The 15,441-nt window shown below is 45.8% G+C and carries 15 protein-coding genes and 1 pseudogene; all 16 read left to right on the top strand.

Annotated features, from left to right (window positions below; genetic code table 11):
- Positions 1 to 315: 315 nt before the first annotated feature.
- Positions 316 to 2,232 (top strand): molecular chaperone DnaK, encoded by a 1,917-nt coding sequence (gene dnaK / locus HMPREF2794_RS03010; RefSeq protein ID WP_010537261.1) that lies wholly within the window; start codon positions 316 to 318, stop codon positions 2,230 to 2,232.
- A 201-nt stretch (positions 2,233 to 2,433) separates the two neighbouring features.
- Positions 2,434 to 3,000 carry a hypothetical protein gene (locus HMPREF2794_RS03005; protein ID WP_005812876.1) on the top strand — a complete coding sequence of 189 codons (567 nt, stop codon included), beginning with the start codon at positions 2,434 to 2,436 and terminating at the stop codon, positions 2,998 to 3,000.
- A complete protein-coding gene (locus HMPREF2794_RS03000) occupies positions 2,997 to 4,244 on the top strand; it encodes a site-specific integrase (protein ID WP_005812874.1) in 1,248 nt (415 codons plus the stop codon). Before HMPREF2794_RS03005 ends, HMPREF2794_RS03000 begins: the two co-directional genes overlap by 4 nt.
- A 236-nt stretch (positions 4,245 to 4,480) precedes the next feature.
- Complete coding sequence (locus HMPREF2794_RS02995) at positions 4,481 to 5,209, top strand: hypothetical protein (protein ID WP_007837349.1); 729 nt, start codon at positions 4,481 to 4,483, stop codon at positions 5,207 to 5,209.
- 133 nt (positions 5,210 to 5,342) lie between these two features.
- Positions 5,343 to 5,711, top strand: coding sequence for a helix-turn-helix domain-containing protein (locus tag HMPREF2794_RS02990; RefSeq protein ID WP_004320284.1), 369 nt, complete (start codon positions 5,343 to 5,345; stop codon positions 5,709 to 5,711).
- Between the two features lie 43 nt (positions 5,712 to 5,754).
- Positions 5,755 to 6,096 (top strand): helix-turn-helix transcriptional regulator, encoded by a 342-nt coding sequence (locus tag HMPREF2794_RS02985; protein WP_005812869.1) that lies wholly within the window; start codon positions 5,755 to 5,757, stop codon positions 6,094 to 6,096.
- 2 nt (positions 6,097 to 6,098) lie between these two features.
- Complete coding sequence (locus HMPREF2794_RS02980; RefSeq protein WP_005812867.1) at positions 6,099 to 7,205, top strand: AAA family ATPase; 1,107 nt, start codon at positions 6,099 to 6,101, stop codon at positions 7,203 to 7,205.
- A gap of 200 nt (positions 7,206 to 7,405) precedes the next feature.
- Positions 7,406 to 8,305, top strand: a complete 900-nt coding sequence (locus tag HMPREF2794_RS02975; protein ID WP_005812865.1) for a toprim domain-containing protein — start codon at positions 7,406 to 7,408, stop codon at positions 8,303 to 8,305.
- Between the two features lie 156 nt (positions 8,306 to 8,461).
- Complete coding sequence (locus HMPREF2794_RS02970) at positions 8,462 to 9,433, top strand: hypothetical protein (RefSeq protein WP_005812863.1); 972 nt, start codon at positions 8,462 to 8,464, stop codon at positions 9,431 to 9,433.
- Positions 9,421 to 10,200, top strand: coding sequence for a hypothetical protein (locus tag HMPREF2794_RS02965; RefSeq protein WP_005812861.1), 780 nt, complete (start codon positions 9,421 to 9,423; stop codon positions 10,198 to 10,200). The genes HMPREF2794_RS02970 and HMPREF2794_RS02965 overlap by 13 nt, the downstream gene beginning before the upstream one ends.
- The gene (locus tag HMPREF2794_RS02960; protein WP_007837351.1) at positions 10,197 to 10,967 is read left to right on the top strand and encodes a metallophosphoesterase; all 771 of its coding nucleotides are present in this window, start codon (positions 10,197 to 10,199) and stop codon (positions 10,965 to 10,967) included. Before HMPREF2794_RS02965 ends, HMPREF2794_RS02960 begins: the two co-directional genes overlap by 4 nt.
- Positions 10,968 to 11,188: 221 nt before the next feature.
- Positions 11,189 to 11,641, top strand: coding sequence for a hypothetical protein (locus HMPREF2794_RS02955; RefSeq protein ID WP_005812857.1), 453 nt, complete (start codon positions 11,189 to 11,191; stop codon positions 11,639 to 11,641).
- Positions 11,638 to 11,970, top strand: coding sequence for a DUF4134 domain-containing protein (locus HMPREF2794_RS02950; protein WP_005812854.1), 333 nt, complete (start codon positions 11,638 to 11,640; stop codon positions 11,968 to 11,970). The genes HMPREF2794_RS02955 and HMPREF2794_RS02950 overlap by 4 nt, the downstream gene beginning before the upstream one ends.
- A gap of 58 nt (positions 11,971 to 12,028) precedes the next feature.
- Positions 12,029 to 12,394 carry a DUF4134 domain-containing protein gene (locus tag HMPREF2794_RS02945; protein WP_007837354.1) on the top strand — a complete coding sequence of 122 codons (366 nt, stop codon included), beginning with the start codon at positions 12,029 to 12,031 and terminating at the stop codon, positions 12,392 to 12,394.
- Positions 12,395 to 12,442: 48 nt separating this feature from the next.
- Entirely contained in the window at positions 12,443 to 12,742 is a 300-nt protein-coding gene (locus HMPREF2794_RS02940) for a DUF4133 domain-containing protein (RefSeq protein WP_005816074.1), read from the top strand.
- A gap of 122 nt (positions 12,743 to 12,864) precedes the next feature.
- Positions 12,865 to 15,051: pseudogene (locus HMPREF2794_RS02935) on the top strand (conjugal transfer protein TraG); the annotation flags it as partial.
- Between the last annotated feature and the right edge of the window lie 390 nt (positions 15,052 to 15,441).

Genomic DNA, 15,441 nt, shown 5'->3' with positions numbered 1-15,441 from the left:
AGGGGATGTGCCTTAGTTTTGACACAGCCCCATATTTTTTTATTCCTTTCTGATGAATTCGTTTTCTTTATTGAACCAGAGCCGTTTCCATTTGTTTAAAGAAGCAGTTGCTGCCCGGCTTCTGTATGACTCTGCCAGCAGTAATTTAGATTTGAAACTGTCGTTTTGGCAGAAAATATGTCATGTATCCGTCTGATTTCTTTTTGGCACATGGTTTGTTTTTTAATAAGCGTCCGTTTGAAAGCTCTTACAAAGAGAAAGAAAACAACCGGACAAAAAGAAATTGAATAATAATAAATAAAAAGAATAACGATCATGGGAAAAATTATTGGTATTGACTTAGGAACAACAAACTCTTGTGTTGCCGTATTCGAAGGCAACGAACCTGTAGTAATTGCAAACAGCGAAGGTAAGCGTACAACTCCTTCTGTAGTTGCTTTTGTAGATGGTGGCGAACGTAAGGTAGGTGATCCTGCTAAGCGTCAGGCTATTACTAATCCTACACGTACGATCTTCTCAATCAAACGTTTCATGGGTGAAAATTGGGATCAGGTACAAAAAGAAGTTGAACGTGTTCCTTATAAAGTAGTGAAAGGTGATAACAACACTCCGCGTGTTGATATTGACGGACGTCTGTATACTCCGCAGGAAATCTCTGCAATGATTCTTCAGAAAATGAAGAAGACTGCTGAAGACTATCTGGGACAAGAAGTTACAGAAGCAGTCATCACTGTTCCTGCATATTTCTCTGACTCTCAACGTCAGGCTACTAAAGAAGCCGGACAAATTGCAGGTCTGGAAGTAAAACGTATTGTAAACGAACCGACTGCCGCAGCTCTTGCTTACGGTCTGGATAAGGCTCACAAAGATATGAAGATTGCCGTATTCGACCTTGGTGGTGGTACATTTGATATCTCTATCCTTGAATTTGGTGGTGGTGTATTTGAAGTTCTTTCTACTAATGGTGATACTCACTTGGGGGGTGATGACTTTGACCAGGTAATCATCAATTGGTTGGTACAGGAATTCAAAAATGACGAAGGCGCTGACCTGACCCAGGACCCGATGGCTTTACAACGTCTGAAAGAAGCTGCAGAAAAAGCTAAGATTGAACTTTCTTCTTCAACAAGCACAGAAATCAACTTGCCGTACATTATGCCGGTAAATGGTGTACCTAAGCACTTGGTTAAGACTCTGACTCGTGCAAAATTCGAATCATTGGCTCACGGATTGATTCAGGCTTGTCTGGAACCATGTAAGAAAGCAATGAGCGATGCTGGTTTGAGCAACTCTGACATTGATGAAGTAATCCTTGTGGGTGGTTCTTCTCGTATCCCTGCTGTACAGAAACTGGTAGAAGATTTCTTCGGAAAGACTCCTTCTAAAGGCGTGAACCCGGATGAAGTAGTAGCTGTCGGTGCTGCTGTACAGGGTGCTGTTTTGACAGATGAAATCAAGGGTGTAGTATTGTTGGATGTTACTCCGTTGTCAATGGGTATCGAAACATTGGGTGGTGTAATGACGAAGTTAATCGATGCTAACACTACAATTCCGGCTCGTAAGAGTGAAACATTCTCTACTGCTGCTGATAATCAGAGTGAAGTAACGATTCATGTATTGCAGGGAGAACGTCCGATGGCTGCTCAGAATAAGTCAATTGGCCAGTTCAACTTGTCAGGTATCGCTCCGGCTCGTCGTGGTGTTCCTCAGATTGAGGTTACATTTGATATCGATGCGAATGGTATCTTGAAGGTATCTGCTAAGGATAAGGCTACAGGTAAGGAACAGGCAATCCGTATCGAAGCTTCCAGCGGTTTGAGCAAGGAAGAAATCGAAAAGATGAAGGCTGAAGCTGAAGCTAATGCAGAAGCAGACAAGAAAGAACGTGAAAAGATTGATAAGTTGAATCAGGCTGACAGTGTAATCTTCCAGACAGAAAATCAGCTGAAAGAATTAGGTGATAAGTTGCCTGCTGATAAAAAAGCTCCGATTGAAGCTGCTTTGCAGAAACTGAAAGATGCTCACAAGGCTCAGGATTTGGCTGCTATTGATACGGCTATGGCAGAAATCAATACTGCGTTCCAGGCTGCAAGTGCTGAAATGTATGCACAACAGGGTGCCCAAGGTGGTACACAGGCTGGTCCTGATATGAATGCAGGTCAGAATGCTGGTCAGGATAATAGCAAGCATGGCGATAACGTTCAGGATGCTGACTTCGAGGAAGTGAAATAAGCACATAGAGAAATAAGAATACAATATCAAATGGAAAGCGTGTAGCTCAATGAGTTACACGCTTTTCTTGTTTTTGGCCGTACACAATAATATTGCTATCTTTGCGTTATTATTATAAACATCTGTACCTTATTTGTACCTGTAAGAAAAAGTAGATATGATGAGAAGAATAGATATTAAGAACTACAAAATGAATGAATTATGGCAGTAGCAAAGTATAAGATAGTACGGAAATGTCCTGTGTGCGGAGAAGAGTTCTTCGCAAGGACTTTGGAGTCCTGGTATTGTTCACCCAAATGCTCCAAGGTGGCGTGGAAGCGTAAGCATGATGAAGAAAAACGCCAACTTGAACTGGACAAGATTGTAAGCAATATGCCCAAGTCTAAAGAGTATATCAGCATAACGGAAGCGTATGCTATGTTTGGTGCAAGCCGCTCAACCATTTATAGGCTCATCTACATGAAAAAGATTTCCTTCATTGAGCCAGAGAAAGGAATACGACTTGTATGCAAAGGAGAACTAATGAATCTGTTTCCGTTAAGACAGTCTCCGCTTGACACCAAGCCAAGGAAACCAGTTACCATGTACCGCATGGAACCAGAGGATTGCTATACAATAGGTGAGATTTCCAAGAAATTTCATCTGGATGACAGCACCGTGTATGCTCATATACGAAAATACTCAATACCGACCCGGCAAATCGGTAATTATGTGTATGCTCACAAGGAATCAATAGACAAACTTTATAAAGATATAAAACCATTATGAAAAGATTAGATTATACTAAAGTCTCCGTCAAATTAAAGAAAAGTGAGTGGAGAGATGAGTGGTTCATCTATCTTGAAGCTTATCCTGTTTATGAGACGGGAAATGACAAACCCAAACGAGTGCGTGAATATCTCAGGAGGTCTATTACTACCCCTATATGGGATAAACGACGAAGCGAGCGAGCCGTTGCTGGTAGAATAAAGTACAAGCCCAAGCGAGATGACAATGGCGTTATTCAGTGTAAATCCAAGCAAGATATGGAAACTTGCCTTTATGCGGATGGCGTTCGAGTCCTGCGTCAAAAAGAGTACGACAACATGGCTCTCTTTACTGACCAGCAAATGGAAATGGCAGAACAAAGCGAACGCTCAAAATGCAATGTTCTGGAGTATATTGAGAAGTTAATCAAAGAAAGAGAGGAAACTGCGTCAGAATCGATAGTTGTCAACTGGCGCAGATTGCACACACTGTTGTCAATGTTTGCCAAGTGTGACTACATACAGTTCTCGCAGATTGACATGAAGTATATTGAGGCATTCCGTTCCTTCTTGATAAAGGCACCGCAGGGTGGTTCTAAGAAAGGAACTATTTCAAGGAATACGGCATCGACGTACTTCTCTATCTTCAAGGCGGCACTCAAACAAGCTTTCGTGGATGGCTATCTGAATTGTGATATTGCTGCCAAGGCTAAAAATATCATGTTTCAGAGTGCTCGAAGAGAGTATCTGTCACTGGAAGAACTTAATATATTGGCAAAGACTCCGTGTGATGATATACTAAAACGGGCAGCCTTGTTCTCTGCACTGACAGGAATGCGACATAGCGATATTCAAAAGCTTAAATGGTCAGAGGTTGAAGAATACAATGGTGGGTACCGTCTCAATTTCACTCAGCAGAAGACTAAGGGCGTTGAATACATGCCTATATCGCCACAGGCATACAAGCTTTGCGGTGAGCGCAAGAAAGACGGAGAACTGTTGGTGTTTGCCGGACTGCCTGACCCTTCATGGATATCTAGGCCTTTGGAACGGTGGGTAAAAGCATCAGGGATTACCAAGCACATCACCTTTCATTGCTTCCGCCACACCTATGCAACGTTACAATTGGCTAACGGTACAGACATATATACCGTAAGCAAAATGTTAGGGCATACCAATGTAAAAACCACGCAAATCTACGCAAAAGTAATTGACAAGAAGAAAGATGAAGCTACAGAAGCTTTTAAGTTGGACATAGATGAATAGTGATTATCATTTGTAAGCACTTAGTATAGAAGACCACTTGTATCAATAAGTCCTTTATTGTACAGGTGGTTTTTAGTGCCTTTCATTTTCAACATTCTATGTAATGATGCTATTGTTTTGGCACTTTAACCTTTCGTGGAAACCAAACATTTATAACAATAAACAGATAAAAATGAAAAAAGACAGCCTTTTTTGGCTTCTCTCTTTTTGAAGAGAGCAAGCGTGTCCACAAACATGTGGAGTGTACAGAAGACTTCTACAGAGAACTGTATGAGTTGTTTGAGATCGCAAGAAGTTGGTATCTTCAAGCTGAAAAGAATCATATGAAGACAGAGTACTTCATAGAACTATTTGAGCGCAGTCACCAATATATTGACTGTGATTGTGCACGTTGTAAGAACTCGCGACAGATGGCAATTGGCATTATTGGTACTTTGTTTAGAGACTCTAAGTGTGTGTCAATAATCAAGAAAAAAGAAGATTATTCCAAGCAGGAACTTATTGAGTTGTTTCTTCAACATGTGGGTACTGGTCTGCCAATCCTTACCCGAAAGAAATCGTCCATCCTCACTTTGGGATGCCAATTGTCAGACAGACAGATGGATTTGTTGGTAGAACTTGTCCAAAGTCACGACATATTTGATTTTGCCGACAACAGTGATGTGCGTAGCGAGTTGTGTCGCCTATTCAAGTGCGACTTGGACGCATCTATCCGTGTAAAGAATGTACGTAATGTAGCCGTACTGTTTGACGCTATGGCTCAATACCATTTGATAAACAATAATTGGCAATATGTCATGGGAGAAGGTCGCTTCTTAACCAGTATCAAAAAGGATGGAACAGAGAAATTCATAACTTCAAGTTGTCTTTCCTCTTCTCTTTCAAGGATAAGAAGAAACGTTTCCATGACAGCAAGTCAATATGCCATCTGCAAATCCATCGAACAGATATTAAGAGAGGAATAAATCACAATAATTCTGCTAAATGAAAGTAAAAACGTGATAGTTTGGTTGATACTGCCTTACTATCACGTTACTTTTTCTATTTAGTGACAGTCTCCCCATAACTTTGCATCAAAAATCATAAAAAATAATTAGCATGGAAGAAAATAGTATAAGATTTGAAGATATTCCCAACGCTATAACGGGGGTACTGAAAAAGCTGTCATCATTAGAAGACAAGATTGATGGTATATATGAACTTGTTCAATCAGAAAAAGAAGAAACATGGTTTACGGTTGCTGAATTATGTGCTTATCTCCCAACACATCCGGTAGAGCATACCATATATTGCTGGACAAGCAATCGGGAAATACCGTTTCACAAGAGAGGCAAACGCATCATGTTCCTCAAATCTGAGATAGATGAATGGCTTCAAGGAACCAAGGGCAAATCGAAGAACGAGATTCAAAGAGAAGCAGAGGAATATGTACTATCTACACAAAGAAAGAATAGACGGCTAATATAACCGTGCTACTGTCTGTAAACAATTTAATTAAGGTACGTGACACATGAATGAAAGACATTTTAGACTCTATGAGCGAATTGTCGCAATAGAAGACAGTTTGGAGGCTTTGGGACCTATTGACAAACTAATAGAGCGAATCGAGGAATTGGAGAAGATGGTCAAGCAGACCAAAACCGTCTTGGGGTTTGACGAAGCATGTAAGTATATTGGTGTTTCTGAAAGCCTGCTATACAAACTTACAGCCGCAAAAGAAGTTCCACACTATAAGCCAAGGGGAAAAATGCTGTATTTTAATAGAGAAGAAATCGACAAGTGGCTGCTCCAAAACAAACAAGAGGTCATTGGAATGGTAACGAAAATAGAAATTGATAATCCGAAAGAATGAAAATGGAAGAAAATAACAAACATGTACAGCCTAACTCAAAAGAGGAAGGAGTACAGCGTCTCAATCGCATATTGAGCGAATCGTTGATAAAGGCAACAGATACTTATAAAACACCTCCTCAGATTATATGGGTTGATAATTCCAGCATAGCCACATTGGGCAACTTCAGTGCTTCTACTGGTAAGGCAAAGGCGAAAAAGACCTTCAACGTGTCTGCCTTGGTAGCCGCTTCCCTCGCCAACGGCAAGGTACTGAACTATCGCGCCAGTCTGCCAGAGGGGAAACGCAAGATACTGTATGTAGATACGGAGCAGAGCCGCTATCACTGCCATAATGTGCTGGAGCGCATCCTGAAGCTCGCTGGTCTACCTACAAGCATCGACAACGAGAACCTTGACTTTATCTGTCTGAGAGAGTACACGCCCTCCGTCAGGATAGAGGTCATAGACTATGCGCTTGCCCAAGACCAAAGCTATGGACTGGTCATCATCGACGGAATCAGAGACCTGCTTCTCGACATCAACAATGCGGGAGAATCGGTCGAGGTCATCAACAAGATGATGGAATGGTCATCAAAGTATGACCTGCACATCCATTGCGTATTGCATCAGAACAAGGGCGACAATAACGTGCGCGGGCATATCGGTACGGAGATGAACAACAAGGCAGAGACGGTGCTTGTCATCACCAAGAGCACCACCAATCCCGACATCAGCGAGGTGAAGGCGATGCACATCCGTGAGAAGGAGTTCAAGCCGTTTGCCTTTACAGTCAATGAGGAAGGGTTGCCAGAGATTGTCGAGCACACGCCGGAGAAGGAAGAAGGTGACAAGCAACCGTCAAGGTTTACTTACCAAGACTTGACATCCGAACAGCATAACGAGGCGCTGACGGCTGCATTCAAGGAGAAACCTATCAAAGGATTCGATCGCATGGTGGAGGAATTAACGCAAGCCTATGCAGACATTGGCTTTAAGCGTGGCAGAAGCGTCATCATCAAAATGCTGAAATACCTGATTAACGAGCAAAAGCTCATAGTGAAGCGGGATAATCATTACTATTTCGGATATACACCTGCCGAGATTGACCTGTTCCATGAAGAGGAATAAAAACAGTTCAGAAACCAGTTTAGTTTACGTCCGTACCTATATATAAGAAATAAGGCCAAAGTAAACCGAAATCGGAGGCTGAATTGGGAAGCGGAAAAGTAGTTTAGCAAATGGTTTAGTTTACGGGTGTGCCTATATAGGAGAAAGGGTAAAGTAAACTGTTTCCATGGACAAAGTAAAACCGAACAAATGAAAGTACAATGAATATTGAACAATCGAAGAAACTGAGCATTATAGACTTCTTAGACAAGGAGAATGTAACGCTGAAAAAGAAGAAGGGCAATGCCTACTGGTATCTGTCACCCTTCAGGGACGAGAAGACCGCATCGTTCAAGGTCAGCAAGAAGGAGAACCTGTGGTACGACTACGCCATTAAGGAGGGCGGTGACCTTGTGGAGCTGGTAAAGCGTATGTATAACAAACAATCCGTTTCCGATGCCCTTGCCTACCTTGCGTCCAAGAGTATTGCCACTGTGGATAAGGCAATCGAGACCGCTATCGCAGCCAAGGAATACACGACAACCAAGATGAACGATGTGAAGCTGCTCCCACTGAGCAACCATTCTCTGCTGTCCTATTTCAGTAGCCGACGGATAGACATCACCATTGGCAGGATGTATTGCAGGGAGATACACTACAAGGTTGAGCAAAAACATTACTATGGCATTGCCTTTGGCAATCTGAGTGAAGGACATGAGGTGCGCAATCCCTATTTCAAGGGCTGCATCGGGCATAAGGACATCACCCTGCTTGCCCATACGTTCAACGAGTGGCAAAACGGTTGTCTGGTCTTTGAGGGCTTCATGGACTTCCTTGCTTATATGACCCTCGTTAAACAGCAAGACCGATGGTTTGTCGTTGAAAGCCCTTGCGACTATATGATACTGAACTCAGTCGCCAACCTCAAACAGGCATTGCATTACCTTGACCGTTACACCCACATCCATTGCTTCCTCGACAACGACCAGGCAGGACGCAAGACGGTTGAGAGCATCAGCAATGTATTCGAGTACAGGGTGACGGACGAGTCCTTCAGATATGCCGACTACAAGGATGTCAACGACTATCTGATGAGGAAGAAACGAACGGCATCTGAATGACATTATAAAGACGAAAACACCATCATTTGATGCAAAAATGGCTCAAATGCATTGAAATTACATATCAAATCTGCACTTTTTCGCCCAAACATGCTTGATTCTCAATTATTATCCTTATTTTTGCATCGTTTTAATACATTATTAAAATGTAGCAGAATGGAATTGAAAAAAGAAATAAGGATATTGGGCAGACGCTTTGAGGTGGAACCTCGTGCCAAGGAAAGCCTGAAAGGCATCACGGTTGGCGAGAAACTCTCATACCGTTTCTATGATGGCACATACCAAGGCACGCCCCTGCTGTTCGTTGAGCCCAAGAAGGGCAATCCCTCTCCACGGACTTGCGCCATCACGGGCAAGCGGTTGACCGAAGCCCTGGGACTGCCTGCGGTGTTTATCCTTGCGCCCGGACCCACCTACGAGCGACACAGACTGGCAGACAAAGGAGTCTTCTTTGTCATGTCCGAGGAATATGCCCATCTGCCAGGCATCATAGCATTGGAGAAGACAAGCAACAGGAAGATTGCCGAAGTATTGACCCCTGTGGCGCAATACATACTACTCTATCACCTACAGGTGGGCAGTATTGAAGGAATGTCGCCAAGGGATATTGCACCGTTGCTTCCATATTCTTACGAAAGCGTCACGTTGGGTGTCACCTGTCTTGAAGATGTAGGACTGTGTCAAAAGATTCAGAACGGACAGCGCAGCAAGGTGGTACACTTCGAGTTGAAGGGCAAGGAACTGTGGGACAAGGCTCAGAACGTCTTGCTGTCACCTGTGGAGAACCGCATCTTTTGCGATGACATACGCTTGGATGCGGAATACCCCGTATGCGGCATCAATGCCCTGGCACATTATTCCATGCTTAATCGTGACCGGGAAGAGATGATAATGATGACAAGCAAGGAATATCGTGCCGTCAAGTCGGCTGATGTCATGGAGAATCCCAACATCTATGACGGCAACTATATCATAGAGGTATGGAAATACCCTGTTGTCAGCAAAATGGGCGACAAAAGCCAGTGGGTTGATCGCCTTTCCCTTGTCCTTTCGTTGAGAGATGATGATGATCCGAGAGTAGAAAAAGAAGTAGAACGAATAATCAGTGAACAGAAATGGAAGGATTAGTCAAGTTCCGTGAAGCATTTGCGGAATACTCAGAAAACTATGTGGTGATAGGCGGAGCAGCCTGTGACATCACCATGACCAATACCGTGGTGCGTCCACGCGCCACACACGACATCGACATGATAGTCATCGTAGAGAACATGACCGAGGCTTTCGCCAATCGCTTCTGGCAGTTTGTGCGGGAGGCTGGCTATCGACCTGAAAAGAGGAAACAGGAGGCTGGTGAGCCACCAAGGTATGAAATGTATCGTTTCCTTGATGGTAAAGACGGCTATCCCGAGATGATAGAACTGCTGTCACGCCACCCCGACGTGCTTGGAGAGCCAAAGGGATTTGTCATAGAACCTATCCCGACCGATGAAGATGTGTCGAGTCTTAGTGCCATCATCATGGACGATGATTACTATCACTTTACTATCGCACACAGCCAACTGACTGATGGCATACGCCATGCCAATTCCGCTGCCTTGATAGCACTGAAGGCAAGAGCCTACCTAAATCTCATGGCAGACAAGCGGGACGGCAAGCATGTGAACACCAAAGACATCAAGAAGCACCGTTCGGACATCCTGAAAAATGTGGTCATAATGACTGAGGACAACATTGAGGCTCCTGCTTCAATAGTGGCATGTATAAGGGAGTTTGTCGCCTCCATCAGAGCCGACTGGTCAACTCTCGCAGAACCATTGTCAAAGTCACTCGGTCAAGACGAGGCATTTGTGACCGGACTGTTAGATCAACTGGATGAATTGTTTATAGAAGCATGACCAATATGAAGATACAATACGCATCCGACCTGCATCTGGAGTTTGCCGACAATTGGCGGTATCTGAAAGCCCACCCCTTGGAGGTGACGGGCGACATACTGCTGCTTGCCGGCGACATCGGCTATCTCGGCGATGACAACTACTCCAAGCATCCCTTTTGGGACTGGGCATCGGAGAACTACAAGGAGGTGCATTGCTGCATGGGCAACCATGAGTTCTACAAATATTATGATGTGGCGACACTGCCCGACGGCTATCTCTTGGAGGTACGTCCCAATGTATTCAGCCACTACAACGGTATTGCGAGGATTGGCGACACCGACATCATCCTCTCCACCCTTTGGTCGAGGATTCCTTTGGAGGACGCTTACTTCACCGAGCAAGTGATAAGCGACTTCCGCCGTATATTATATAAAGGTGAGCTGATGACCCATGCCCAATTCAATGCTGAGCATGAACGTTGCCTCACCTTTATCAAGGATGCAGTGGCATATTCGCAAGCAGCCCATAAGATTGTTGTCACCCATCATGTACCATCGTTCCGTATGCTCCACCCAAAGTTTCAAGGCAGCAAGGCAAACGTGGCGTTCACCGTAGAGTTGGAGGACTATATCACCGATAGCGGCATAGACTATTGGATATACGGACATTCGCACACCAACATCGATGCCAGGATAGGCAACACCCAATGCTTGTCCAACCAGTTGGGCTATGTTTTCTCTAACGAACATCAGGACTTCTCCCATGGCAAGTACCTGACCATATAGCCATCCACATTTTTTTCATCCACCCTCTTTACAAGCTCTTCCCTATCGGAAGGGCTTTTTTTGTGCCTTTCGAGTTTGATTTTTGAGTATGATTGCGAGTGTAATCAAAATTAGAGTTAAGATTTGGCTCCGCGGAAAGTCATTTCGGTTTAAGATTGAAGAAAAGGTAGTTCCTTTGCATCGGCAATAAGCCAAACCATAGTAAAATCAAACTTGAAAATATGAAGTCATTTGTAATATTCGCCATTGTCGTGACCATAATCTATGTCATCTACTATACGGTCATCATCGTGCAGGATCTGTACGGAAAGCCCAAGGACGAGAAGTCACAGGGCGAGTCGTTTGATGTCAGTGACATGACCGACGAGGAAGAGTCGATAGCGGTCAGCGAGAGCGACGGTGGTTTCAGCGTAGGCGACAACCAATATGAGACAGCCTACGAGGAGAAGCAGCTTGCAGAGCCTACAGAGGAGGCAGCCGCCACTGCGGAAGAGAGCAAGCCTCATGTGCTTGAAAAGATACAAAGCGCAATCGAGAAGAAGATGGAGGAAGTGAATACCACCTATTCCGACCCCATGTATTCGGAAGAATTGAACAACACCATCATCGCCCGCGGTCTTCGTCACAATGGACGTGACATGGTCAAGGTGGAATCACTCAATAATGAGATATGATGTCAAAAACAAGAAGTGCATTTCTATCATTATATGCCGCTTTAACCCCAGCTCTGGCCAGTGCTAAGTGTGGCAACGTGGACTACAGCTGGGGAGCGGACGCACTTGCGAGTGCCCATGACTATGCCGTGACGATGATGCTCTATATCGTTTATCTGTGCTATGCAGTGGCGGGCATCGTGGTCATAGTCAGCGCCTTGCAGATATATATAAAGATGAATACGGGCGAAGAAGGAGTGAAGAAGAACATCATGATGCTGGTGGGAGCCTGCCTGTTCCTCATAGGAGCGACCATCGTCTTCCCCGCTTTCTTCGGTTATCAGATTTGAGATACAGGTGATACGAGATAAGATAACTCAAAGTGTAACAAATTAAAAGGTAAAAAGAATGTTTGAAAGGATTAACAAGAAGGTGAAGGGATTCTTCTCTTCACAGCGCATGAAAACGCTCGCCCTGATGTTGCTTGTCGGCACCACCGCAGCAATGGCACAGAACGCAGCCGGCGACTACTCGGCAGGAACGACCGCGCTTACCACAGTGACGGAGGAGATTGCCAAGTATGTACCTATCGTGGTGAAGCTCTGCTATGCCATTGCAGGTGTCGTTGCAATTGTCGGAGCCATAAGCGTTTACATCGCCATGAACAACGAGGAACAGGACGTGAAAAAGAAGATCATGATGGTCGTCGGCGCATGTATTTTCCTCATTGCAGCAGCCCAGGCACTGCCTCTGTTCTTCGGCATTGGAGGTTAAACGCAGCGTGAGATTGTGAGTATGTAGAACGTTAAAACACTGACAGTTATGGCAGATACAAAGCAAGAGCGTTTTCCGGATTATCCCATTTTCAAGGGACTGCAACGTCCATTGGAGTTCTTCGGGTTGCAGGGACGCTACATCTACTGGGCGGCAGCCACCGCAGGAGGAGCCGTTGCGGGTTTCATCCTCGGCTACTGCATCTTCGGTTTCGTGGCAGGACTCGTGCTGCTAGTCCTCGCCGTAGCTGTCGGTGGCGTTCTCATCGTCATGAAGCAGCGCAAGGGCTTGCACAGCAAGAAGAGTGACAACGGCATATTCATCTATGCCTATTCAAAGAAAGTGTAAAACAAAAAAGAGAATCCATTATGTCCAAGTGGAAAGCTATCAATGATTGTAAGTGAATGGAGGTGGGGGCATCACGCATGAGGGTGCGCCCGCCTTTTTGCGATTAAAAAAGAAAAAGAACAATGACCCTATACATCATACTCATATTCTCAGCCATCTGCGTGGGCATGGCCATCAGTGTCAAGGCATTCGGCACGGGAGGGAAGCGCAAGCGCATCTTCCAGGACATCTACTTCTCCATCGAGGAAGTGGATGGCATCGGCGTGCTCTATACCAAGACGGGCGAATACTCCGCTGTTCTGAAGATGGAGAACCCTGTGCAGAAGTATTCCGCCAACATCGAGGCCTACTATGAGTTCACCCACCTCTTCGCCGCCCTTGCCCAGACCTTGGGCGAAGGCTATGCGCTGCACAAGCAGGACGTGTTTGTGAGGAAGGCATTCAAGGAAGAGAACGGTGGAAATCATGAGTTCCTGAGCGAGAGTTACTTCCGCTATTTCAACGGCAGACCCTTTACCGACAGCGTCTGCTACCTCACCATCACACAGGAGAACAAGAAGAGCCGTCTGATGTCGTTCGACAACAAGAAATGGCGTGACTTCTTGGTGAAGATACGCAAGGTGCACGACCAGCTGAGGGATGCCGGCGTGAAGTCCCGATTCCTCGGCAAAACGGAAGCCTGCGAGTATGTGGACCGTTTCTTCTCCATGAACTTCCGTGACAAGGTGGTGTCGATGACCAACTTCAAGGTCGATGACGAGACCATCGGCATGGGGGACCGTAGCTGCAAGGTGTATAGCCTTGTGGATGTGGATTATGCCAACTTGCCGTCGGTCATCCGTCCCTACGCAAATATCGAGGTGAACAACACCAGTATGCCCGTTGATCTCGTGAGCATCGTCGATAGCGTGCCCGGAGCCGACTGCGTGGTGTTCAACCAGATGGTGTTCGTGCCCAACCAGAAGCGTGAGCTTGCCCTACTCGACAAGAAGAAAAACCGCCATGCCTCCATGCCCAACCCCAGCAACCTGATGGCTGTAGAGGACATCAAGCGTGTGCAGGAGGTGATAGCCCGTGAGAGCAAGCAGCTCGTCTATACCCACTACAACCTCGTGGTGGCAGTGAGCGGCGACACCGACATACAGAAATGCACCAACCATCTCGAAAACTCCTTCTCGCGCATGGGCATCCACATCAGCAAGCGGGCCTACAACCAGTTGGAGCTGTTCGTCAACTCTTTCCCCGGCAACTGCTATGGCATGAATGCCGACTACGACCGATTCCTCACCCTCGGCGATGCCGCCACCTGTCTGATGTACAAGGAGCGCATCGTGCATAATGAGGACACCCCGCTGAAGATATACTATACCGACCGCCAAGGTGTGCCCGTAGCCATCGACATCACAGGAAAGGAGGGAAAGGAGAAGCTGACCGACAACTCGAACTTTTTTTGTTTGGGTCCTTCGGGCAGCGGCAAGTCGTTCCACATGAACAGCGTGGTGCGTCAGTTGTGGGAGCAGAACACCGACATCGTCATGGTCGATACGGGTAACTCGTATGAGGGACTCTGCGAGTATGTGGGCGGCAAGTACATCGCCTATACGGAGGACAAGCCCATCACCATGAACCCCTTCAACATCAGCAAGCGGGAGCTGAACATTGAGAAGATAGACTTCCTGAAGAACCTGATACTGCTGATATGGAAAGGCTCGGAGACGCAGATACCCGAACTGGAGTTCCGTGTCGTGGAGCAGTTGGTGACGGAGTATTACGATTTCTATTTCAACGGTGTGCAGCCCTATCCTTCCTCACAGAAGGAGACACTGAGAAAAAACCTCTCCACCATGGAGAAGCGGCGCGGCACGGAGCTGACGCAGATACACGACAAGGTGGAGAAACTCATCAAGGGACTGGAGGAACGGCGCATGGCATTGAGCGTGAAGACCCTCTCCTTCGACTCATTCTATGAGTTCGCCTGTGAGCGTCTCGACCAGATCTGCATCGAGAACAACATCACCACCATCGACTGCGACAACTTCGCCTATATGCTCCAAAACTTCTACCGTGGCGGCAAGTACGACAAGATTCTCAACGAGAACGTGGATAGCACCTTGTTCGACGAGACCTTCATCGTCTTCGAGGTGGATGCCATCAAGGAGAACAAGCAGCTCTTCCCCATCGTGACGCTCATCATCATGGACGTGTTCCTGCAGAAGATGCGCCTGAAGAAGAACCGCAAGTGCCTTGTCATCGAGGAGGCATGGAAAGCCATCGCCTCGCCGCTGATGGCCGAGTACATCAAGTACCTATGTGCGCCCGTAAAGGTTGCATCGTAAATATCTCTTTGGCAAGAGATTAGGAAAGTGTTCTTTGAAAATGACCTATCATCAGCCGACTTATCTGTTTCGGGAAAACTTAACCGAGCAGGGAGTGTAGCATGTCGGAAAAGTCATAAGTCAGTTAGTTACCAAACTGCGACTGAATGGCGAGATGAAAAGATAGATATGAGGATAAAGTCCGAATTGATTGAACGATAGTCCGAATGGTCCCCCTTGAGGCTATGGCGTAAGGTAACTATCAATCGCCATATCGTGATACTACTTCAGTGTATAGGAATGAAGGTAGCAAGAACTTATCACGACACAACCGCAGTAAGCGAGTAAAGGACGGAAGTCGTATCCGACAATCTATCATGCCAA

Origin of the sequence: Bacteroides sp. HMSC067B03 (genome assembly GCF_001811315.1) — a bacterium.
Lineage (GTDB): Bacteria > Bacteroidota > Bacteroidia > Bacteroidales > Bacteroidaceae > Bacteroides > Bacteroides faecis.
This window is presented reverse-complemented; position numbering and strand designations above follow the sequence as displayed.